This window comes from Undibacterium sp. Ji83W, assembly GCF_049340385.1.
Lineage (GTDB): Bacteria > Pseudomonadota > Gammaproteobacteria > Burkholderiales > Burkholderiaceae_D > Undibacterium.
Map to the genome: position 1 here is coordinate 1 of NZ_JBMPOZ010000042.1, position 21,692 is coordinate 21,692.

Sequence of the window (21,692 nt, forward strand, 5' to 3'; positions counted from 1 at the left end):
TTCCGCATACCCCCACTCATGAACTTGAGTGGGGGTTTTGCTTTTGCGCGAACGGAAAATGTTCCGGACCGCAGCAAACAAAAACAAGGTCAAGACCTCTCAACACAGAGGCACGGAGGAAGGAAAGACTGCTTGCAAGCAGCCTTCGTTACGCAGGCGAACAGCATACCGTTCGAATTTCCTGCTGCACCACAAGGGTTCCACTGAGAAAGGCAAGAATAGAGAGAAATCTTTGCTTTTACTCTGTTATTCAGCCTCTTCATTCTGCATTCCTGCTCACCTTGCGGCTTATCAACCCAACGGCACTGGGCTCCAGCCTGCGCTGGAGCGACGATGTTTAGGTTCGTTCTCTTGCGATCTATGTGGCTCGCTGCCAACATTCTCAGTGCTATTGGTGATTTGCACGACTTGCTGCCAGTAATTCTGGTGAATCTATGCTCAATCGGCATTGAAAATTAAAATGTGTTTTGCTGTCCTTGCGATTTTTTTTGTATTCTTTGCGCGCGAATATCCGTCTTCGAAATAATCGACCTCGAAATCGTCGCTCCTGCGTAGGCAGGAGCCCAGTGGCTTTCGCTGATAAATAGAAATATCTGTTTATCTTTCTGGCTCTATGAACTTCTATATACTCTTCAGCCAGTACCATAGTTTACGCACCCCCCCCCAATAACGCTGATGATTAAGTGCAATCTATCCTTCATTTGCCCGAAGACGTGGACTGAATTGACTCGAACAGAGAGTCACAAAATGAGATATTGCGATAGCTGCAGTCAACAAGTGCATTGGGTAGATAAGCAGGAAGACTTTGATCGTGCCGCGGCAGATGGAAAGTGTGTTGCATTTGAAGCCCACGGAACTGCAATGTTGGGATTTCCGGATGGTGCTGGACAAGAACCTATTTTACGAATTGAGGCGCAAAATTTGTCAGCTAAGCAACTCTATTTTCTAAAATATGAGCTATATCAAACTTCTACATTCAACGAAATCAAGCATTTGCACGCTGAAGAGCCATTGGAAATCGTAATGGATCCACGCAGAATGCGTGAGTTGGCTCAGCGCTTAAGCGAACTTGACATCAAGAATCAGATCGTCAACGACCTATAATCAGTCAAAATTGCCTTAAGACTTGTCTGCGCGCCTCCTTGGTGAAACGCGTTGAGAAAAGGCTGCATACAAGCAGCCTTTTATTTCTTCTGAGTCTCTACAGATGAGGTCTTAAAACCTTAAAACGCGTACCCAGCCTTCAACACCGCAAAATTCACACCAGGATTTGGATGTTTAACACCACCATTTGAATAGTGCTGGATTTTGAAGCTCAAATCCCAGCCATCTTTGGTGACATAACCGACGCCGATATGGTCACCGAATTGGAAATTGGTGGAGAAATGGCGGCTGTTGTTGTCATAGATTTCTGACAGCATGTGCAAGCCTATGCCAGCCTCGCCATAAAAGCCTTTTTTACTATCATTTTGAAAGCGGAAGACGGGAGTAACGCCTATATCTGCCAGGTTTTGTGTACCGCCCTTGCCTTCGAAATTACTGCCACGCCATTGTGCGAGGGTATAGTCCCAGTAGCCGCCGATGTGGGTGCCGTTGGAGGAAAACCATTGGTTGGCCCAAGCGGATTGCAGGCCGAGGCGCAGCATCTTGGTTTTATTGCCAGTGGCAAATTCCAGCGAAGCAGAATCGATGGCGAACACGGATGAGCTGGTGCACATGGCGGTCACGGCAATGGCGATTAAAGATGAAATACGCAGGCGCATAAAATGGGCTTTCAGGTGAAAATACGAAATCAATGGGACATCAATATAAAACCACAGCCCCTATTGTAGCAATCTCTTGCAATACGCTCATAAGAGCTAGCGTTTACAATTTAGTTCCGGCAATCATATCTGCATTAAAGGATCAGTGTGAAAACAGTATCTGAAACAACTATCGCTTTTCTGGGCACTGGTTTGATGGGCAAGCCCATGGCCCGCCGGCTGTTAGCTGCAGGTTACCCTGTAACAGTATGGAATCGTACCCGCGCAAAAGCGGAAGCGTTGATGGTAGATGGCGGCATTGTGGCAGATACAGCCTTGCTGGCAGTCCAGCAGTCGAATGCAGATATCGTGATTACCATGCTGGAAGATGGCGATGCTGTGGCAGGCGTGATAGCACAAATCCTGCCAGCTTTGCGCGTGGGAAGCATCGTCATCGATATGAGTTCCATACAGCAATCGCAGGCGCAAGCGCTACATACCTTGCTGCAAAAGCAGGCTGTGCATTTTATTGATGCACCAGTTTCTGGTGGCGTCATTGGCGCTGAAGCGGGTAACCTGGCCATCATGGCGGGGGCGGATGAAGCAGTTTATCCCGAGGTAGTACAGTTATTGTCTGCCATGGGTAAGCCACAACGCGTGGGCGGTCCGGGGACAGGGCAATTGGCCAAACTCTGCAATCAATTGATAGTTGGCGCAACGATTAATATCGTGGCTGAAGCCTTGTTACTGGCACAAGCTGGTGGCGCTGATCCTGCTGCGGTTCGTCAGGCTTTGCGAGGTGGCTTTGCAGAGAGCCGCATACTGGAAGTGCATGGACAGCGCATGCTGGACAGAACCTTCATGCCTGGTGGGCAGGTCAAGAGCCAGGCCAAGGATATGGAAAATATCCTGATCGCTGCACAGCATGCGGGCGTTGATTTGCCGATTACCAAACTCGTGACGGATGTCTACCGCAGCTTGTTGCCTGACTATCCGCATGCTGATCATTCTGCGGCTCTGCTTGCATTGGAGCACAAGAACCCCGGCAAGCGTTTGACCAGCAAGCAGAATGTATTGCCGGAATAGGAAGGAATATTCACTGATACACAGAAAAACAGCATTTGTGTATCGGTAGCCATGACAGGCTCTGGCATAAGATAGATGAAAGCAGCAGGCAGTATCATGACCCGGCAGATCATTTGTGCCAGACAGCGCTGAATTGCTAGTCTTGATGCATGAGCTACAAATGCCGTCGCAAAAGCAGGATCAAGCACAAATAGTATTAAGCACAAATAGCATCAAGTAAATAATTGAACCAGGATTACTATGAGCAGCAATATCGTCAAAGCCGTATGCCCGCATGATTGCCCCGACACGTGTGCTCTGCATGTGACCGTGGAAAATGGCATCGCTACTGCAGTCAAGGGTGACCCTTTACATCCAACGACGGCGGGTGTTTTATGCACCAAGGTATCCCGTTATACAGAACGAACTTACCATCCCGACCGTCTGCTGTATCCGCAGAAGCGCATAGGCAAAAAAGGTGAGGGCAAGTTTGTCCGCATCACTTGGGAAGAAGCGATTGCGACCATCGCTGAAAAACTCAAACCGCTGGCAGCCAGCAATCCTCTGTCCATCCTGCCCTATAGCTACGCCGGCACCATGGGGCTGGTGCAGGGTGAGAGTATGGCAATGCGCTTCTTCAACAAGATTGGTGCTTCATTTCTGGACCGCACGATATGCGCGACGGCGGGTGGTGTCGGCTATAAATATACGGTAGGTACACGCGTCGGTGCGGACATAGAACACACTCAGAATGCCAGGCTGATTATCATGTGGGGCGGTAACCCTATTGCCTCCAATCTGCATTTCTGGATGCGCGTGCAAGAAGCCAAACGCAATGGTGCGAAACTGATTGCGATTGATCCTTACCGCTCATTGACTGCCGAAAAATGTCATCAGCATATTGCCTTGTTGCCAGGCACTGATTCCGCCTTGGCGCTCGGTCTCATGCATGTCTTGATACGTGAAGACTTGCTTGATCATGATTACATCGCAGAACATACTCTGGGCTTTGAACAATTACGTGAACGGGTCGCGGAATGGACGCCAGAACGCGTTGCCGAGGTATGCGGTATCAGCGCAGATGAAGTCGTGCAACTCGCCAAAGAATATGGCGAATGCGGCAAGCGTGGTGAAGCCAGTATGATACGCATGAACTATGGCGTGCAAAGGGTGCACGGTGGTGGCATGGCAGTGCGCAATATCGCTTGTCTGCCAGCGCTGACAGGTGCATGGCGTCATGCTGCGGGTGGCACGCAGTTGTCGATGTCAGATGCCTTCCCCAAAAATACTGCAGCCTTGCAAAGACCGGATTTATTCCCTGAAGGTTTCCCTCGCCGCACCATCAATATGAGCACCATAGGCGATGACTTGCTGCGCGAAGCCTCGGCAGAGTTTGGTCCCAAGGTTGGGGCCGTGATCGTCTATAACTCCAACCCTGTCGCCATCGCGCCTGAATCTTCCAAAGTGGCACAGGCCTTTTCGCGTGAAGACCTGTTCACCGTCGTGCTGGAGCACTTCCAGACCGATACTGCAGATTATGCAGACATACTATTGCCAGCAACCACGCAACTGGAGCATACCGACATTCATAGCACCTATGGCCATCTGTACATGATGGCGAACAATCCTGCGATTACCCCATTGGGCGAAGCCAAACCGAATACCGAGATTTTCCGTTTGATTGCCAAGGCCATGAGTTTTGAAGATGCCTGTTTTGCAGACAGCGATGACGATATTGCCGCACTGGCCTTCAATAAAAATCATGCGCATGCCGTACACTTTGACTGGTCTTCACTAAAGAAAACTGGTTGGGCCAAACTGAAGGTGGCAGATGCACCGTTTGCCAACGGCGGTTTTGGCACACCATCCGGTAAATGCGAGTTTTATAGCGAGACAATGAAACGTGATGGGCTAGACCCTTTGCCCGCGTACATTGCACCTTATGAATCGGTGGCATCGAATGCAGCGCTGGCGGCGCGTTATCCGCTGGCCATGATCTCGCCACCAGCGCGCAACTTTTTGAATTCCACTTTCGTCAATGTGCAAAGCCTGCGTGATACAGAAGGTGAGCCGCACCTGGACATGCATCCACAAGATGCCAACAGCCGCCATATCGTGCACGGCGATAAACTAAGGATATTCAATGACAGAGGCAGTTTTGAAGCTATTGCCCGTGTTACTGACAAGGCCAGGCCGGGCCTGGTAGTGGGTTTGTCGATATGGTGGAAAAAACTTGCGGACGACCACAAGAATGCCAACGAAGTCACCAGCCAGCGCCTGACTGACATGGGTGGCGGTCCTACTTTTTACGATTTGCTGGTACAGGTTGAAAAGTGCATACCTTCCACAACTGCCATATCAACTACGGCAGCTTGATTCAACATCAACATCAACATCAACATCAACATCACCATCACCATCCAAAAAAACAGCCTGTTACGCTTGTGACGGGCTGGTGTTGTTGCATATCAAAAACAGACTAAATTATTCAAGCCGGATTTATTGCATTGCAGTATTTCCCTAGAGGATGCTTTCAAGTAAGCTTTAAATCGCTTGCTTTAGCCGAACTTAGCCGATAGCATCGAAACTAGGAAACCCATGCTTTTCAGGCTTGTCTTTGTGCCATCACTAGCTGCGCAATTTATGCGTAATGATGCTTGATGAAACGCGCAAAGCAAAGTGTGCGAGGCAAAGGCAAAAACAACAATCACAGGAGACGGAGAAGATATGGATAAAATTTGGCTGAAAAACTATCCTGCAGGCGTACCGGCAGAAATTGATATCAATCAGTATCAATCACTGGTGCAAATGCTGGAAGAGTCATTTCAGAAGTACGCTGCCCGTGATGCTTATGCCTGTATGGACAAACGTATTACCTATGGTCAGCTGGATGCGATGTCCAGGCAACTGGCAGGCTGGTTGCAGAGCAAGGGCCTGAAAAAAGGCGCGCGCGTTGCCATCATGATGCCAAATGTATTGCAATATCCAGTTGTCATGGCAGCCGTTTTGCGTGCTGGTTACACGGTGGTTAACGTCAACCCACTGTACACGCCGCGCGAGCTTGAACACCAACTCAAAGACTCTGGTGCAGAAGCCATTTTCATCCTGGAAAACTTTGCCACTACGCTGGAACAAGTACTCAGCAAGACAGCAATCAAGCACATCGTTGTCGCCAATATGGGTGAAATGCTGGGCGGCTTGAAAGGTACTATCGTCAATTTTGTCGTGCGCCATGTCAAAAAAATGGTACCGGCATTTTCTTTGCCGAATGCCATTCGTTTCAATAAAGTGATGTCTGAGGCTGCAGGTACCAGCTTCACGCCTGTGACTACCACGCATGATGATGTGGCTTTCCTGCAGTACACTGGTGGTACTACCGGCGTTTCCAAAGGTGCGACTTTGTCGCATAAAAATGTGGTGGCCAATATCCTGCAAAATGATGCCTGGCTGTCGCCCAGCATGGCGGGCCATACTGATGAACAAAAAATTATTGTCTGTGCCTTGCCGCTGTACCATATCTTTGCGCTGACGGTCTGCAGCCTGCTTGGTACCCGCATCGGTGCCTTGAATTTGCTGATTCCCAATCCACGTGATATTCCAGGCTTCATCAAAGAGCTGGGCAAGTACAGGGTGAATATTTTCCCGGCAGTCAATACCTTGTATAACGGTTTGCTGAACAATGCCAACTTTGCTGCGCTGGATTTCTCTGGCTACGAAATTTGCAGTGGCGGTGGCATGGCAGTGCAAAAGGCCGTTGCAGATAAATGGTTGAAGACCACTGGTTGTGCAATCGCCGAAGGTTATGGCTTGTCTGAAACCTCACCTGTGGCGACTGCCAACCCGGCAGATACCAAAGAATTTTCTGGCACCATAGGTATGCCTATTCCTTCTACAGAAATAGCGATTCTGGATGATGATGGCAACCCGGTCGCTTTGGGCGAGCGTGGCGAAATCGCTATCCGTGGCCCGCAAGTCATGGTGGGTTACTGGAACCGTCCTGAGGAAACTGACAAGGTCATGACGGCAGATGGTTTCTTCAAAACCGGTGACGTTGGTATCATGGACGAACGCGGTTATACCAAGATTGTCGATCGCAAGAAAGACATGATCCTGGTATCTGGTTTCAATGTCTATCCCAATGAAATTGAAGAAGTCATCGTCATGCATCCGGGTGTACTGGAGTGTGCCTGTATCGGTGTGCCCGATGCCAACTCTGGTGAAGCAGTGAAATTGTTTGTGGTGCGCAAAGATCCTTCGCTGACAGTTGACCAGCTCATGGATTATTGCAAGGAACAATTTACGGCTTACAAAAAACCAAAGTACATTGAGTTCCGTACCGATTTGCCCAAGACTAATGTAGGCAAGATTTTGCGCCGTGAATTGCGTGATGAAAAGAAAGCTTAAGCTCTCTGTTCAGCAATAAAAGAGGAAGGCCTGGCCTTCCTTTTTTATTACATATTGCATTGTGTATTTCAGGCTGCAATAACTAAGCCACGACAACTCCAGTCTTGCCATCTTCCACAACAAAACTTTTCAGTGTGGCGATGCCTGAATCTGCTCTTGCCACATCATCCAGCGCCAGGAAATGTGTTTGTATTTTTGTCGGCGAAAGATCCAGCAACATGAAACCACGCTTGTCACTACGTCCGTATTTGATATGCGGGTTTTGTGCCACATATTGATCCGTACGTTCTTGCGGACGTGAACTTGATGTCACCGACGTGCCGCAAAATTCCGTCGCCAGAATCGGGTTGCTGGCAGATGCCTTGCTGTAAAAATCGCGCTTCAGGTTGGCTGCATAAAAAGTATGGACATCACCAGAAATCACTACGGGGTTGGACGGTTTGTGCTTTTGCAAGTCATCCATCAGCCGTTGCCTGGCGATGGGGTAACCATCCCAGCCATCAGTCCAGAATTTGCCATCACCATCCTGGTGTACGGGAGTCTGGCTCGATTGTGCCATCAAGGTTTGCTGGGTCAGCATATTCCATTTTGCATTTGAGTTGGCAAGGCCATGTGCCAGCCATTTCTCTTGTTCCATACCCAGCAAGCTGCGGGTCGGATCCAGTCGTTCACTGCATTCTGCATTGGTGATGGAGTTTGAACCACCGTGACCAGGTTTGGGGCATACCTGGTGCGAGCGATATTGTCTGCTGTCGAGTACATGAAAGCGTACCAGCCTGCCCCAGTCATAGCGGTTATACACGCGCATGTTGACGAAATCAGTATGGCTGGCGTGCAAGCGTATCGGCATGTGTTCATAAAATGCCTGATAAGCGGCAGCACGGCGCAACATAAAGTTCACGTCCAGCCGTTCATCCCTGTCATTGCCATAATCATTGGCGATCTCATGATCATCCCAGGTGACTATCCATGGCGCGACATGATGGGCTGCCTGCAATTGCGGATCTGTTTTGTATTGCGCATAGCGGGCACGGTAGTCAGCCAGGCTGAAGCTCTCTATCTCACGGTTGCGTGGTTTGCCAGGGTGGCGCAAATCGTAAGGGCCCCATTCATAAATATAGTCACCCAAAAATGCCACCAGATCAGGATTGGCTGCGGCAATATGTCGGTGTGCTGCATATTCACCAAATTCCCAATGCTGGCAAGAAGCTACTGCCAGCCGCAAATTGACATTCAATGCATCGGCAGCTGGTGCAGTACGGGTGCGTCCTGTCGGGCTGACTGCATCACCCAGCATGAAGCGATACCAGTACCAGCGGTCGGCTTGCAGGCCAATCACATCAACATGCACGCTGTGTGCCAGCTCTGGCAGAGCATGGGTTTCGCCGCGATTGACAATGCGGTGAAATTGCTCATCCTCTGCAATTTCCCAGCGCAGCTTGTAGGGTATGGCAGGCAGGGCGGCTGCATTCAGGGGTTCAGGCAACAGGCGCGTCCACAAGACCACGCTGTCATGCCGGGGTGAGCCGGAGGCTACGCCTAGAGTGAAAGGATAGACACTGCTGCGCTCAGCCGCAAAACCGGGAAAAGCCTGGGCCAGTGCAGCAAAGGTACTGAATTGCAGAGACTGTTGTAAAAACGAACGACGTGTTAACTTCATAAAAATACTCAGTTCACCTTGGTAATGTCTTCCAGTGGTGGAATCTGACGCGGTTTGCGGTCATTGCCTGTAGCGACATAAGTGAGGGTCGCCTCAGTGACTTTGACGGTCGACGCCTGCAGGCGATTACGTTCTGCATATACTTCTACCGATACCGTGATTGAGGTATTGCCTACCTTGACGACTTCTGCATAAAACGACAACAGGTCACCGACAAATACCGGTTGCTTGAACAGGAAAGAGTTTACCGCGATGGTGGCAACGCGGCCATTTGCACGGCGTGCCGCTGGTATGGCACCGGCAATATCGACCTGCGACATGATCCAGCCGCCAAATACATCGCCATGGACATTCGCATCAGCCGGCATGGGCATGACCCTGAGGGTGGGCATATGCGCTGGCAGCCCGTTAGTTATTTGTTCAGTCATAATGATTTTGAATAGATAAGTGAGATTAGGGGATGAAGCAAATCTTAAACCAAATTTCATGCAGACTGAGTAAAGCAAGTGGCTTGCCAGCGACTGACAGAGTGATATATTGTGAAGTTGATGACAATGTAATAATTCCATGGACTAAAATAGGGTGAGCAGGTGAAGTGAGTGTAAACATTCCGCTTCAGGATTAAGAAAAAGCCTCCTGTGTCCGGATAATCAAAGAACAGATAATGGAAGTCAAACACGAAGAATTAAGATTGCTCGATGATGTAGTCATGCGCACAGTAGCCAATCCGACCGCCAGCCATTGCTGGCATCAGATGGTGGATTTGATGCGCCGTCATGCCACGCCTGCATTGACGCTACAGCTTGAGCAGTTTTTGCTGGCGAATGTCGCTGCCTCTGGCTTGCCTGGGTTTTATCGCGCTACCTTCCTTGACATGCTGACTGGCAGGCCAGAATATCTGCAACAGGCTGGGCAACTCGCATTGAGTCTGCAACCCTATGACGCAGACCGGCTCATCACTTTTCTGCAATACAGCTGGCAAAGGGTATTGCTCGATATATCCGGTCGCCAGGCTTTTCAGCAGCGCTTGCAAGAACTGGCTCTGCCAGCCATTACCGCCAGCCTGAATCTGTGGATATGGCAGCAAGTGCAGCCCACTCAAGTGTTGAAAAAACGCCTCATCAAGCAAGTACGCAAGGTCGCGCTGATTGCACCATTTGTGAGCAATATCAAACACCCGCCCACGCTGATGGCTTTGCAGCAGGCAGAAAACCTGCGCCAGCTTGGTTATGAAGTTGTGCTGTATTCAGCACAAGAAATGCTGGGGCCAGACTTCAAGCATTATCTGGGCAGTCATTCCTTTACGCCCGAGCCGCAATTTGTGACCGCAGGCTGGGATAAATACCTGGGGCAGGGTGGGCAAGTCATGACTGGTGATACGCGCTTTTCGCTAGTACAAAGATGGAAGAGCCTGCTGGGACAAGTCGCCGTGTTTGATCCTGATCTGGTAATGTTCGTTGGCCTGTATGCTGGTCTGGCAGCAGCGACTTATCCGACGCGGCCGGTACTCAGTCTGGGCATCAATTCACTGTCACCCATGCTGCCTGCTGACGTATGGCTGACGGCGCAGCAAGAGCTGGATGGCGTACAGGCATCGCAATGGACGGCGGCTTTTCCGGCCAGCCAGGCGTACTACCATTCCTACCGTGTACAAAGACCAGAAATCAAAGCTGGACATACACGCTCATCTTTAGGTCTGCCGCAAGACAAGCTGATACTGATTACGCTGGTCAGCGAGAGTGAAGCCAGGATCAAGGGGGACTGGGCTGTGGCCATGTTGCAAGTGCTGAACCAGCATCCTGATGTTCTCTGGCTCATCGTCGGCGGTAATGGCCTTCGACCATCAGCATTACAGGCTGCCAGAGCAGAACAGGTGCAATGTGTCGCGTTCTGTGCAGATGCCGTTAAATACCTGGCGTGCAGTGATATTTATATCAATCCACCCATGATGGGTGGTGGTTTTGCCGTGGCCGAGGCAATGGCCCTGGCCTTGCCAGCCCTGAGTTTGCAAGGGTCTGACGGCGGCGATAAACTGGGCAGGGCAGCACAAGCTAACTTGCAGGACTATTTCCAGACCCTGATGCTATGGTTGCACGATCCCGATGCCAGAAAAACCGCAGGCCTGGCCATGCAACAGCATTTTGATGCATACCTGGATTTGAACAAGGCTGCTGCCAGCCTGCAAGGTGCTTGCGAATTGGCGGTGGCGCGTTTTCATCTCAGGATGGCAGCACAGACTTCTTGAACCTGGCCGGATTCCCCACCATCAGTGCACCTGCTTGAATATCACTGATCACCACGGCTCCGGCACCGATGAAAGCATGGTCACCTATGTGCAGACGCTCAATCAGGGTGGCACCTATGGCGATAGTGACGCTATGACCTATGCGTGACAAGCCACCGACATTGCTGCCCGGCTGTACCCGTGAAAAAGCACCGATATGGGTATCATGCCCTATCGTGACACCGCGGTTGACAAACACGTGGCGACCCAGTGTCGCACCAGGGCCGATGACGCTATTGGCACCGACAAATACACCGGGTGACAGTTTCGCCAGTGGTGAGACATAGGCGCGAGGATGAATCAGGGTATGGAATTCAAGACCATGGTGCTGATAGCGCAGCAGTATTTCTTGCTCCAATACGTTACGGGTAGGTGTAGTTGGGCCCAGAAGATATAGTTCGTCATCGGCAGGCTGGAAATCAGCCAATTCAATTATTTCGGGTACAGGACCATAGACAGCCCATTCTGAAATGCGATCTTGCAAGCTGATATCACGCTCGCCCAGTGTTTCGGGCAAATGTAAAACTATCCCGGAAACCACCAGACCATTCGCCAGTGCACAATCAAACAAATCAGACAAAATATTGCTGCTGCCAAAAATCACCAGTTTATTCTTGTTCATATTGAAGACCTTGTTGGCAAGCTACGTGCTGTGGATGCGCTACTCTCGTAGCGATGGCAAAAGGCAAATTGTACGATAGCTTGATCCCCATGTCCGTAATGCTGGCTTTGCTGCACCTCCCGCATCTCCCACATTTTCCACATCTCCCGCGCCTGCGACATCCATTGTGTGGCTATGCTGCGCGGGCGCCGATGGAAATCTGATTTATAGCCTATAATTTTCTTTATGCAGTTTTTGCATGATGTGTTGTTCTCTTTGTTGTCTTCTTGGTATGGAAGGCGATTTTGTTGAATTGCCAATTCAAGTCAGTGCCCAGTACCGGCCTGACCAGCTCATTCAACCCTCATACGAGTACCTCTTTAATGCAACGCCGAGAATCTGTACGTAATTCATCTGCTGGTCAGCCCACCACCCATGCTGAGCGCGGGGACTGGTCCACCGTCAAAACCCTGTTGCCCTATCTGTGGGCCTATAAGTGGCGGGTCTTGCTGGCGCTGACCTTTTTGGTCGCTGCCAAGTTGGCCAATGTCGGTGTACCCCTGATCTTGAAAAAGCTGGTCGACAGCATGACGCTCAGTCCTGCGCATCCTGCCGCCGTCATGGTTTTGCCCGTGGCTTTGCTGATCGCCTATGGTGCCCTGCGCCTGTCAACGACCTTGTTCACCGAATTACGCGAGTTCGTGTTTGCCAAAGTCACGCAAAGGGCAGTGCGCACGATTGCCTTGCAAGTGTTCCGTCATCTGCATGCCCTGTCTTTACGCTTTCACCTGAACCGGCAAACCGGTGGCGTTACGCGTGATATCGAGCGTGGTACCAGAGCGATATCATCGCTGATTTCTTATGCACTGTTCAGCATAGTTCCTACCTTGCTGGAAATTACATTGGTCCTGATTTATCTGGGCACGCATTACGATAAATGGTTTAGCGTGATTACCGCGACTGCACTGGTGACGTATATCGTGTTCACCATTGTCGTGACTGAATGGCGCACGCATTTTCGCCGTACCATGAATGAACTGGATTCCAAGGCACACACCAAGGCCATCGATTCCCTGCTCAATTATGAAACGGTGAAGTATTTTGGCAATGAAGAATATGAAGCCCAGCGTTATGACGTGGGCTTGCAAAGCTTTGAAACTGCCGCCGTCAAATCGCAGAGCAGCCTGTTTTTGCTGAATACCGGGCAGTCCATGATCATTGCCACTGCCGTGACCCTGATCTTGTGGCGTGCGACGCAAGGTGTGATTGATGGCACCATGAGCCTGGGTGATCTGGTGCTGGTGAATGCCTTCATGATACAGCTGTATATTCCCTTGAACTTTTTGGGCGTTTTGTACCGAGAAATCAAGCAAAGCCTGGCCGATATGGAAAGGCTGTTTTCCCTGCTGGATCAGAACCGCGAAGTGGCTGACGATGCCGACGCACAAGCGTTGCAGGTGCATCATAAAAATGGTGCCGAGATACGCTTCCAGCATGTGAATTTCAGCTACGAAGAAAAGCGCCAGATTTTGTTTGACGTGGACTTTACTATCGCCCCTGGCACGACCACCGCAGTGGTCGGACACAGCGGTTCTGGCAAGTCGACTTTATCGCGTTTGCTGTTCCGTTTTTACGATATCCAGTCGGGTCATATTTCCATCGATGGACAGGATTTGCGCAACGTCACGCAATCCTCAGTTCGGGCAGCGATAGGCATCGTGCCGCAAGATACGGTACTGTTCAATGACACCATAGAATACAACATTGCCTACGGCAAACCGGGTGCGAGTAAAGAAGAGATTATTGCTGTTGCCAAGGCTGCTTACATTCATGATTTTATCGAGTCGCTGCCAGATGGTTATGACAGCATGGTTGGTGAACGCGGACTGAAATTATCCGGTGGTGAAAAGCAGCGTGTGGCTATCGCCCGCACCCTGTTGAAAAACCCGTCGATTTTGATTTTTGATGAAGCCACTTCAGCGCTCGATTCGCAAGCCGAGCAATTGATACAGGCGCAGTTGAAAGACATTGCACGCAGCCGCACCAGCCTGGTGATAGCGCACAGATTATCGACCATCGTCGATGCACAGCAGATACTGGTGATGGACAAAGGCCACATCATAGAGCGTGGCACCCATCATGATTTGCTGGCCTTGCACGGTGCTTATGCGCGCATGTGGGAAAGGCAGCAAAGCAAGAAAAAAGACCTCGCTGAAGATGATGACGAAGCCGATGAAATTGAATTGGTGAGCGCATAAACATGGAAACCAAGTGGCTGGAAGATTTTGTATCGCTGGCAGAGACCAATAGTTTCAGTCGCTCTGCAGAATTGCGCCATGTGACGCAGCCAGCTTTCTCGCGCCGCATACAATCGCTGGAAGCGTGGCTGGGCAGTGACCTGATCGATCGTACTTCCTACCCCACGCGCCTGACGCATGCCGGTGAAGTTTTCTACGAGCAGGCAATCGCCATGCTGGGGCAAATCAATAATGCCCGCGCGCTGTTGCGCGGCAAGCGTACCACCACCCAGACCACTGTGGATTTTGCTGTGCCACACACCCTGTCGCTGACCTATGTACCACGCTGGCTGACCAGTCTGGATCAGGCCTTTGGAGAGATCAACAGCCGCCTGTTGGCACTCAACGTGCACGATGCCGTCATGACCCTGGTAGAAGGTGGCTGCGATCTTTTGCTGTGCTATCACCATCCGCGCCAGCCGCTATTGCTTGATAGCAGCCAGTACGACATGATCAGCATGGGCACAGAGACGCTACGAGCCTACACGCGTTGCGATAAACACGGTGTGCCAGAACTGCTGTTGCCCGGTACTGAAAAAGAGCCGTTGCCATTTTTGGCCTATGCCAACAATGCCTATCTGGGGCGTATGGTAGATTTGATCTTGAATGACACACGTCAGCCCCTGCATCTGGAAAAATGCTATGAAACCGATATGGCAGAAGGCTTGAAAATGATGGCGCTGGAAGGTCGCGGCATCGCTTTTTTACCCGAGTCTGCCGTGACCCGCGAAGTCAAGCAAAAGCAACTGGCACGGGCCGATGCTGGCAGCAATGCATGGGAAGTGAATATGGAAATTCGCCTGTACCGCGAACGCCCGTCGATACAAAGGCCGGGCAAGACCATCGTCTCGCGTTTGTGGGAATATCTGGAGCAATTGCCGGTGGAAGAAAGCCAGGGCAAAAAAAACTCTGGAAAAAATCGACGCGGCAATTGAACAACAGCAGGGTTTTGCCAAATTGAAAACATGAAATGGAGAACTGGCAGCAGATCAAGGCTAAAGGCAAGACATAAGGCAGGACATAACATAAGGCCAATTCCATGGTTATGCATTTCATGCATAGATACATGCAAACAAAGCATTGGCTGACCTCAAAGCGAAAAGACTACTATGCGTCTGCTTTCAGTGCGGGTGAAAGACCTGTCTGAAAATGCAAGATTGCAAACCAGTTCAAACCCAATTCAAGAGGTCATATAATGTCCACCCCGCACCAGATACCGTCTTATCTTACCCCGACTGAGACCGGTCCTTGGTCAGTTTACCTTGAGCAAATTGATCGTGTTACTCCTTACCTTGGCCATTTGTCGCGCTGGGTAGAAACCCTGAAGCGCCCTAAGCGTATCCTCATCGTTGACGTGCCTATCGAACGTGATGACGGCAGCATCTCCCATTTCGAAGGTTATCGTGTACAGCACAATACTTCCCGTGGCCCGGGCAAGGGTGGCGTGCGTTTCCATCAGGATGTGACGTTGTCAGAAGTGATGGCTTTGTCTGCCTGGATGACGATCAAGAACTCGGCAGTCAACGTGCCTTACGGTGGTGCCAAAGGTGGTATCCGTGTTGATCCAAAAACACTGTCACGCGGCGAACTGATGCGCATGACACGTCGTTACACTTCAGAAATCGGCATCATCATTGGCCCGGATAAAGACATCCCGGCACCGGACGTGAACACCAATGAGCAAACCATGGCATGGATGATGGATACCTATTCCATGAACGAAGGCCGTACAGCCACAGGTGTGGTCACTGGCAAGCCTATCTCCCTTGGTGGTAGCCTGGGTCGTCGTGAAGCAACTGGCCGTGGTGTATTCGTGGTCGGTAGCGAAGCTGCAGCCAAGCGTGGCCTGAGCATTGCTGGTGCGAAAATTGCTGTGCAGGGTTTTGGTAATGTCGGTGGTATTGCTGCCCGTTTGTTTGCAGAAGCCGGTGCCAAGATCGTTGCAGTGCAAGATCATGGCGGCACGATCTTCCATTCGAATGGTTTTGATGTCAACAAACTGCTGGATCACGTGGCAGCCAAAGGCAGTGTTGCCGGTTTCGAAGGTATAGAAGCAGTTTTGCCAAATGATGAGTTCTGGTCCGTTAACTGCGATATTATGATCCCGGCAGCATTGGAACAACAAATCACTTTAAAAAACGCTGATCAGATCCGTGCCAAAATCATACTCGAAGGCGCGAATGGCCCTACTACACCAGAAGCAGACGATATTTTGCGCGACAAAGGTGTCCTGGTGGTACCAGACGTGATCGCCAATGCTGGCGGCGTTACCGTGTCTTATTTTGAATGGGTACAGGATTTCTCCAGCTATTTCTGGTCTGAAGATGAAATCAACCTGCGTCTGACCCGCATCATGAAGGAAGCTTTTAATTCTGTATGGCAGGTAACAGAAGACAAAAATGTCTCCCTTCGTACAGCGGCATTTATTATCGGTTGCTCCAGGGTGTTGCAGGCACGTGAAGTTCGTGGCTTGTATCCATAATCTGGAATTGAAAAAAGCTATTGATCACCTATGCTGATAGGTGATCAGTGAAGCAGATGAAACGTGCTCTCAAGTCTTGCCGCGATGCGAATATGGTTCAGTTATGAACCATGTTTGCGTCGCTTGCGACCTTTGCTTCAGTTTCATTGGGTAAGTTGGGTAAGTCGCCAATTGGCAGCAAGCTCAGGTAACGCTATTTGAAAAATGTCAGTGTCATCAAGCCTTAGTTTTATCAGACTAAGCTCAGGAATGAGTATGGAACAATAATTGCATACTTGTTTTTAAAATCTTTGCAAGAGTGAATTGTAAAATATACTGAATAATATTTTGTTAAATGTGAATTTTTCTGTTGAATTTTGTTGGGCTTTATCATTACCATCCTGAATTAAGTTCAAAGGGGGATCATATGAAAGTTACGAAATGGATAGTAAAGGCTGGCTTGCCCTGCGCGCTAGTCCTGTGCTCCTCGCTTTCATTAGCCGCGGATACCCTGACACGCATCAAAGAGACGCAAACGGTGACCATCGCGCACCGTGAAGCGTCTTTTCCGTTTTCTTACCTGAATGATGACAAGAAGCCCATCGGCTATTCCATGGACATTTGTCTGAAACTGGTCGATGCAATCAAAAAAGAACTCAAGCTGCCGCAACTTAACGTGAACTATGTGCTGGTAACTGGCAGTACCCGCATCCCTGCTATTGCCGAGGGCAAGGCTGACATGGAATGCGGTTCAACCACCAATAATGCCGAGCGCCGCAAACAGGTTGCCTTCACTATTCCCCATTTTTTTGCCACCGCAAAAATGATCGTCCGTGCCGACTCCGGCATTAAAAACTGGACTGACCTCAAAGGTAAAAAAGTGGTTACCTCCAAGGGTACGACTACCGTCAAGCTGTTAAATGACCGCGACAAGGTCAGGGGCCTGGATTTGAAATTGCTCGAAGGCAGCGACCATAATGAATCCTTCGGCATGGTAGAAAGCGGCAAGGCCGATGCTTTCACCGTCGATGATGTGCTCTTGTATGGACAGCGCGCCAATGCCAAGGACCCCAGCAAGTTTGTCGTCGTGGGTGATTCACTGTCTACCGAACCGTATGCCATCATGTTGCGCAAGGATGATCCCTCATTTAAAAATCTGCTGGACCGTGAAATGGCCCGTTTGATGAATGATGGCGAAGTCACCAAGCTGTATGACAAATGGTTTCGCAAGCCCGTGCCCCCAAAAGGAGCAAACCTGAACATGCCCATGAATTTCCTGCTGCGTGACAATATTCGCTTTCCCACAGACAAGGTTGCAGATTAGCGGGCACTGTCTTTGCTTGATGGCTTGAGCGAATGGCATATAGTGAAGAAGTTTGTATTGCTTGACAGGCGCTCTGCATGTCTAAATTTTTAGCAGCATATAAGTAGTAATACGTATTAAACCGACTGAAAAAAACGGTAATTTGCTGAGGGTTTTTGTTAAACTCAAAGCCATGATTTTTTGATTTAACTTTTTGGAGACAGTATGAAATTTTCGAAATTGTTGGTAGGTCTGATTGGCGCAGGTCTGATCGCCGGTGCAGCACAGGCGCAAGAAACCGGGACATTGAAAAAAATCAAAGACACAGGAACCATCACTTTAGGTGTGCGTGATTCCTCCAACCCTTTTTCCTATCTGGATGATAAGCAGTCTTATCAGGGTTATTCCATTGATTTGTGTCTGAAAATTGTGACTGCAGTGCAAAAGCAATTGGGTTTGACTTCCTTGAACGTCAAAATGAATCCAGTGACTTCTGCTACCCGCATCCCTTTGATGGCAAACGGCACGATCGATCTGGAATGCGGCTCTACAACCAATAACGTTGAGCGTCAAAAACAGGTGGCATTTGCGCCTACCACTTTTGTCACAGCCAACCGTATTCTGTCGAAAAAATCTTCTGGTATCAAAACCCTTGCGGATTTGAAGGGCAAGGCCGTGGTATCCACTTCTGGCACTTCCAACCTGAAGCAATTGACACAGTTGAATGCAGATCAAAATCTGGGCATCAATATTTTGCCAGCCAAAGATCATGCAGAAGCTTTCCTGATGGTAGAAACAGGTCGTGCAGTGGCATGGGTGATGGATGACATTCTGTTGGCTTCACAAGTATCCAACTCAAAAAATCCAGCTGACTATGAAATCAGCAAGGAAGCATTGTCGGTCGAACCGTATGGCATCATGTTGCGTAAGGATGACGCACCGTTCAAGAAAGTGGTTGATACAGCTATCAGCAACGTGCTGACTTCTGGTGACGTTAACCGCATCTACCACAAATGGTTTATGCAACCTATCCCACCTAAAGGTATCGCTTTGAACTGGCCTATGTCTGACCAGCTCAAGGTAGTTGCTGCCAAGCCTACTGATTCAGGTGAGCCTTCTGCTTATGCTGCTGTTCCTGAGGCTCAAAAAGCCGTATTGAACAAAAAGAAAAAATAATACATAGCAAGGCAAGGTAGTCCGATAAAACGGGGGGATGCACCTCCCGTTTTCTTTTGCAAGACAATGTACTTGCGATCTTGCCAAGGCGGATTGAAAGCGCTGTACAGGAGGAGAATATGAATTACAACTGGAATTGGAATATCTTTTGGGACATTGCGCCCGATGGAACGGGAACCTATCTGGAGTCGCTGATCGCTGGTCTGAAATGGACACTGGCGACGGCAGGTCTGGGCTGGGTGATTGCTTTGGTATTGGGCCTGGTGATAGGGACACTGCGCACAGCACCAAATAAATGGGTAGTCAAGCTGGCAAATGCCTATGTGGAATTATTCAGGAATATTCCACTGATCGTGCAAATGTTTCTTTGGTACTTTGTCTTTCCTGAGGTCTTGCCTGAAGCCTGGGGCACGGCACTCAAACAATTGCCGAACTCGCCATTTATTACTGCTGTCCTGAGCCTGGGTTTTTTTACTTCAGCCAGGGTTGCAGTGCAGGTATCGACTGGTATCAATGCTTTGCCGCGTGGTCAGAAAATGGCTGGAACAGCATTGGGACTGACGCTGCCACAAACTTACCGCTATGTGCTATTGCCCATGGCATTTCGCATCATCATTCCTTCACTGATCAATGAAGTAGCAGCGATCATCAAAAACAGTTCGGTGGCTTTGTCCATAGGTTTGATAGAACTGATGGCAAGTACGCGTTCCATGCAAGAAATGTCTTTTAAGACTTTTGAGGCTTTCAGTGCTGCCACCATTATCTATCTGATCGTGTCTGTGGTTGCGATCCTGATGTCGAATTTGTTGGAAAAGAAACTGCGCGTACCAGGTTTCATTACCGCTGGTTCAGCCAGTAGTGGAGGGCACTAAACATGGGTAATTTTGATTTTGATGTCATTCAGCGTTCCTGGGTGTACCTGTTCCAGACTGGCATGGTATTTACACTGAAGCTGACCTTCCTGGCAATGACAGGCGGTATCATCATTGGCACTTTATTGGCGATGATGCGTTTGTCCAGCAACAAGCTAATCAATCTGGTCGCTTCCGCTTATGTCAACCTGATGCGCTCGATACCTCTGGTATTGGTGCTGTTCTGGTTTTACTTCCTGGTGCCTTATATTGGTGCCTGGATAATTGGCGCAAACGAACCTGTGGCCGTGGGTGCCTTTTCTTCTTGCCTGATCACCTTTGTCATGTTTGAAGCCGCTTATTACTGCGAAATCATGCGTTCTGGCATACAGTCTATCCCTCGTGGCCAGATATGGGCTGGTTATGCGATGGGCATGAATTACTGGCAAACCATGGGGCATATCGTGTTGCCTCAGGCTTTCCGCAATATGATTCCTATATTGCTGACGCAAACCATCGTTTTGTTCCAGGACGTATCGCTGGTATCGATTTTGTCTATTCCCGACTTTTTCGGTTCGGCTGCCAAAGTTGCACAGCGTGATGGTCGTCTGGTGGAAATGTATTCCTTCGCAGCGGTTGTCTACTTCATCATGTGTTTTGGCTTGTCCGCGCTCGTGAAGAAGTTGCAGGCAAAAGTGGCGATCATACGTTAAGAATATTGTGGAGATTTGAAATGATAAAATTGAATAATGTCAGTAAATGGTATGGTCAGTTCCAAGTGTTGACTGACTGCACGACTGAAGTATCCAAGGGCGAAGTGGTGGTTGTGTGCGGTCCTTCCGGTTCGGGTAAATCCACCCTGATCAAAACCGTCAATGGCCTGGAGCCTTTCCAGAAAGGCGAGATCACGGTAGAAGGTGTTTCTGTTGGTGATCCTAAAACCAATCTGTCCAAATTGCGTGCACGCATAGGTATGGTGTTCCAGAACTTTGAATTGTTCCCGCATCTGTCCATTCGTCAAAACCTGACGATAGGCCAGGTTAAAGTACTGGGTCGTTCAGAAGATGAGGCTACTGAGCGTGGCCTCAAATACCTGGATCGCGTCGGCCTGATTGCCCAGAAAGACAAATTCCCTGGACAATTGTCCGGTGGTCAGCAACAGCGTGTAGCGATTGCCCGTGCCTTGTCCATGGACCCGATAGCCATGTTGTTCGATGAGCCTACTTCTGCACTTGATCCAGAAATGATCAATGAAGTGCTGGATGTCATGGTGGGCCTCGCGCAAGAGGGCATGACCATGATGGTGGTAACCCATGAAATGGGCTTTGCCAAGAAAGTCGCGAATCGCATCGTCTTTATGGATAAGGGAGCGATCGTTGAGGATTGTTCTAAAGATGAATTCTTTAATAATGCTCGCTCAGAACGCGCTCGCGACTTCCTGGATAAAATCATCCATTAATGTTTCATTGATGCCTTAACCAAGTAATTCTAAGTAATCTAAGTAGTCTAAGTAATGCATTTTTCTTAGTTTGCAAAACAGCCCTGATTTCAGGGCTGTTTTTGTTTTAAGGAGTGATTTTTTGGGGAAACTCAAAGAATTGTGACTCACGTCACAGGTAAAAACACACTGCCATGCTAACCTTCACTCGCTAAAAAATGCACTGACAAACAGATACTTGATTACTTTTTTGCTTTAACAATAACTAAACAGGACACCACGCAATGGCCAACACAGCAGCAGACATCCAAAAGCTTTACATCGCCTACTTCAACCGTCCTGCAGACCCAAATGGTCTGACGTACTGGATGGCCCAAGGCCTGACACTGGGTCAAATCGCCGACAGCTTC

At 49.5% G+C, this 21,692-nt stretch carries 17 protein-coding genes; 13 read left to right on the plus strand and 4 right to left on the minus strand.

Annotated features, from left to right (window positions below; genetic code table 11):
* Nucleotides 1-777: 777 nt before the first annotated feature.
* Nucleotides 778-1,104: a hypothetical protein gene (locus ACO0LD_RS31195; protein ID WP_423013352.1), complete on the plus strand. Its 327-nt coding sequence runs from the start codon at nucleotides 778-780 to the stop codon at nucleotides 1,102-1,104.
* Nucleotides 1,105-1,223: 119 nt separating this feature from the next.
* On the opposite strand, the gene ACO0LD_RS31200 is transcribed toward ACO0LD_RS31195, so the two are convergent.
* Nucleotides 1,224-1,763 (minus strand): acyloxyacyl hydrolase, encoded by a 540-nt coding sequence (locus ACO0LD_RS31200; protein ID WP_423013354.1) that lies wholly within the window; start codon nucleotides 1,761-1,763, stop codon nucleotides 1,224-1,226.
* Between the two features lie 147 nt (nucleotides 1,764-1,910).
* On the opposite strand from ACO0LD_RS31200, the gene ACO0LD_RS31205 reads away from it, so the two are divergent.
* The 3 genes from ACO0LD_RS31205 to ACO0LD_RS31215 all read left to right on the plus strand — a co-directional run bounded on the left by ACO0LD_RS31205 (nucleotide 1,911) and on the right by ACO0LD_RS31215 (nucleotide 7,211).
* Complete coding sequence (locus ACO0LD_RS31205; RefSeq protein ID WP_423013356.1) at nucleotides 1,911-2,828, plus strand: NAD(P)-dependent oxidoreductase; 918 nt, start codon at nucleotides 1,911-1,913, stop codon at nucleotides 2,826-2,828.
* 240 nt (nucleotides 2,829-3,068) lie between these two features.
* Complete coding sequence (locus ACO0LD_RS31210) at nucleotides 3,069-5,183, plus strand: molybdopterin-containing oxidoreductase family protein (protein WP_423013358.1); 2,115 nt, start codon at nucleotides 3,069-3,071, stop codon at nucleotides 5,181-5,183.
* 351 nt (nucleotides 5,184-5,534) lie between these two features.
* A complete protein-coding gene (locus ACO0LD_RS31215) occupies nucleotides 5,535-7,211 on the plus strand; it encodes a long-chain fatty acid--CoA ligase (protein WP_423013360.1) in 1,677 nt (558 codons plus the stop codon).
* Nucleotides 7,212-7,293: 82 nt separating this feature from the next.
* Here ACO0LD_RS31215 and ACO0LD_RS31220 read toward each other — a convergent pair whose 3' ends face one another.
* Entirely contained in the window at nucleotides 7,294-8,871 is a 1,578-nt protein-coding gene (locus ACO0LD_RS31220; protein ID WP_423013362.1) for an alkaline phosphatase D family protein, read from the minus strand.
* Nucleotides 8,872-8,879: 8 nt separating this feature from the next.
* Entirely contained in the window at nucleotides 8,880-9,299 is a 420-nt protein-coding gene (locus ACO0LD_RS31225) for an acyl-CoA thioesterase (protein WP_423013364.1), read from the minus strand.
* A gap of 236 nt (nucleotides 9,300-9,535) precedes the next feature.
* On the opposite strand from ACO0LD_RS31225, the gene ACO0LD_RS31230 reads away from it, so the two are divergent.
* Complete coding sequence (locus tag ACO0LD_RS31230; RefSeq protein WP_423013366.1) at nucleotides 9,536-11,116, plus strand: glycosyltransferase; 1,581 nt, start codon at nucleotides 9,536-9,538, stop codon at nucleotides 11,114-11,116.
* Here ACO0LD_RS31230 and ACO0LD_RS31235 read toward each other — a convergent pair.
* Nucleotides 11,091-11,777, minus strand: coding sequence for an acetyltransferase (locus tag ACO0LD_RS31235; protein WP_423013368.1), 687 nt, complete (start codon nucleotides 11,775-11,777; stop codon nucleotides 11,091-11,093). The genes ACO0LD_RS31230 and ACO0LD_RS31235 overlap by 26 nt on opposite strands.
* A 362-nt stretch (nucleotides 11,778-12,139) precedes the next feature.
* Here ACO0LD_RS31235 and ACO0LD_RS31240 point away from each other — a divergent pair, with 362 nt between their 5' ends.
* The 8 genes from ACO0LD_RS31240 to ACO0LD_RS31275 all read left to right on the plus strand — a co-directional run bounded on the left by ACO0LD_RS31240 (nucleotide 12,140) and on the right by ACO0LD_RS31275 (nucleotide 21,303).
* Complete coding sequence (locus tag ACO0LD_RS31240; RefSeq protein WP_423013370.1) at nucleotides 12,140-14,014, plus strand: ABCB family ABC transporter ATP-binding protein/permease; 1,875 nt, start codon at nucleotides 12,140-12,142, stop codon at nucleotides 14,012-14,014.
* Nucleotides 14,015-14,016: 2 nt separating this feature from the next.
* Nucleotides 14,017-14,988 (plus strand): LysR family transcriptional regulator, encoded by a 972-nt coding sequence (locus tag ACO0LD_RS31245; RefSeq protein ID WP_423013372.1) that lies wholly within the window; start codon nucleotides 14,017-14,019, stop codon nucleotides 14,986-14,988.
* Between the two features lie 260 nt (nucleotides 14,989-15,248).
* On the plus strand, nucleotides 15,249-16,535 hold the full coding sequence (locus ACO0LD_RS31250) for a Glu/Leu/Phe/Val family dehydrogenase (RefSeq protein WP_423013374.1): 1,287 nt from the start codon (nucleotides 15,249-15,251) through the stop codon (nucleotides 16,533-16,535).
* Nucleotides 16,536-16,941: 406 nt separating this feature from the next.
* On the plus strand, nucleotides 16,942-17,838 hold the full coding sequence (locus ACO0LD_RS31255) for an amino acid ABC transporter substrate-binding protein (RefSeq protein ID WP_423013376.1): 897 nt from the start codon (nucleotides 16,942-16,944) through the stop codon (nucleotides 17,836-17,838).
* Nucleotides 17,839-18,042: 204 nt separating this feature from the next.
* Nucleotides 18,043-18,993: a transporter substrate-binding domain-containing protein gene (locus ACO0LD_RS31260; protein ID WP_423013378.1), complete on the plus strand. Its 951-nt coding sequence runs from the start codon at nucleotides 18,043-18,045 to the stop codon at nucleotides 18,991-18,993.
* A 119-nt stretch (nucleotides 18,994-19,112) separates the two neighbouring features.
* Nucleotides 19,113-19,865, plus strand: a complete 753-nt coding sequence (locus ACO0LD_RS31265; RefSeq protein WP_423013380.1) for an amino acid ABC transporter permease — start codon at nucleotides 19,113-19,115, stop codon at nucleotides 19,863-19,865.
* Between the two features lie 2 nt (nucleotides 19,866-19,867).
* Nucleotides 19,868-20,557, plus strand: coding sequence for an amino acid ABC transporter permease (locus tag ACO0LD_RS31270; RefSeq protein WP_423013382.1), 690 nt, complete (start codon nucleotides 19,868-19,870; stop codon nucleotides 20,555-20,557).
* 20 nt (nucleotides 20,558-20,577) lie between these two features.
* Nucleotides 20,578-21,303, plus strand: a complete 726-nt coding sequence (locus tag ACO0LD_RS31275; protein ID WP_423013384.1) for an amino acid ABC transporter ATP-binding protein — start codon at nucleotides 20,578-20,580, stop codon at nucleotides 21,301-21,303.
* The last annotated feature ends 389 nt before the right edge of the window (nucleotides 21,304-21,692 follow it).

Excerpts from the sequence above, each read along its gene's own strand:
- ACO0LD_RS31270 (WP_423013382.1), top strand. The coding sequence starts at position 19,868 with ATGGGTAATTTTGATTTTGATGTCATTCAGCGTTCCTGGGTGTACCTG.
- ACO0LD_RS31275 (WP_423013384.1), top strand. The coding sequence starts at position 20,578 with ATGATAAAATTGAATAATGTCAGTAAATGGTATGGTCAGTTCCAAGTG.
- ACO0LD_RS31250 (WP_423013374.1), top strand. The coding sequence starts at position 15,249 with ATGTCCACCCCGCACCAGATACCGTCTTATCTTACCCCGACTGAGACC.
- ACO0LD_RS31255 (WP_423013376.1), top strand. The coding sequence starts at position 16,942 with ATGAAAGTTACGAAATGGATAGTAAAGGCTGGCTTGCCCTGCGCGCTA.
- ACO0LD_RS31210 (WP_423013358.1), top strand. The coding sequence starts at position 3,069 with ATGAGCAGCAATATCGTCAAAGCCGTATGCCCGCATGATTGCCCCGAC.
- ACO0LD_RS31215 (WP_423013360.1), top strand. The coding sequence starts at position 5,535 with ATGGATAAAATTTGGCTGAAAAACTATCCTGCAGGCGTACCGGCAGAA.
- ACO0LD_RS31225 (WP_423013364.1), bottom strand. The coding sequence starts at position 9,299 with ATGACTGAACAAATAACTAACGGGCTGCCAGCGCATATGCCCACCCTC.
- ACO0LD_RS31230 (WP_423013366.1), top strand. The coding sequence starts at position 9,536 with ATGGAAGTCAAACACGAAGAATTAAGATTGCTCGATGATGTAGTCATG.
- ACO0LD_RS31235 (WP_423013368.1), bottom strand. The coding sequence starts at position 11,777 with ATGAACAAGAATAAACTGGTGATTTTTGGCAGCAGCAATATTTTGTCT.
- ACO0LD_RS31245 (WP_423013372.1), top strand. The coding sequence starts at position 14,017 with ATGGAAACCAAGTGGCTGGAAGATTTTGTATCGCTGGCAGAGACCAAT.
- ACO0LD_RS31240 (WP_423013370.1), top strand. The coding sequence starts at position 12,140 with ATGCAACGCCGAGAATCTGTACGTAATTCATCTGCTGGTCAGCCCACC.
- ACO0LD_RS31265 (WP_423013380.1), top strand. The coding sequence starts at position 19,113 with ATGAATTACAACTGGAATTGGAATATCTTTTGGGACATTGCGCCCGAT.
- ACO0LD_RS31260 (WP_423013378.1), top strand. The coding sequence starts at position 18,043 with ATGAAATTTTCGAAATTGTTGGTAGGTCTGATTGGCGCAGGTCTGATC.
- ACO0LD_RS31220 (WP_423013362.1), bottom strand. The coding sequence starts at position 8,871 with ATGAAGTTAACACGTCGTTCGTTTTTACAACAGTCTCTGCAATTCAGT.
- ACO0LD_RS31200 (WP_423013354.1), bottom strand. The coding sequence starts at position 1,763 with ATGCGCCTGCGTATTTCATCTTTAATCGCCATTGCCGTGACCGCCATG.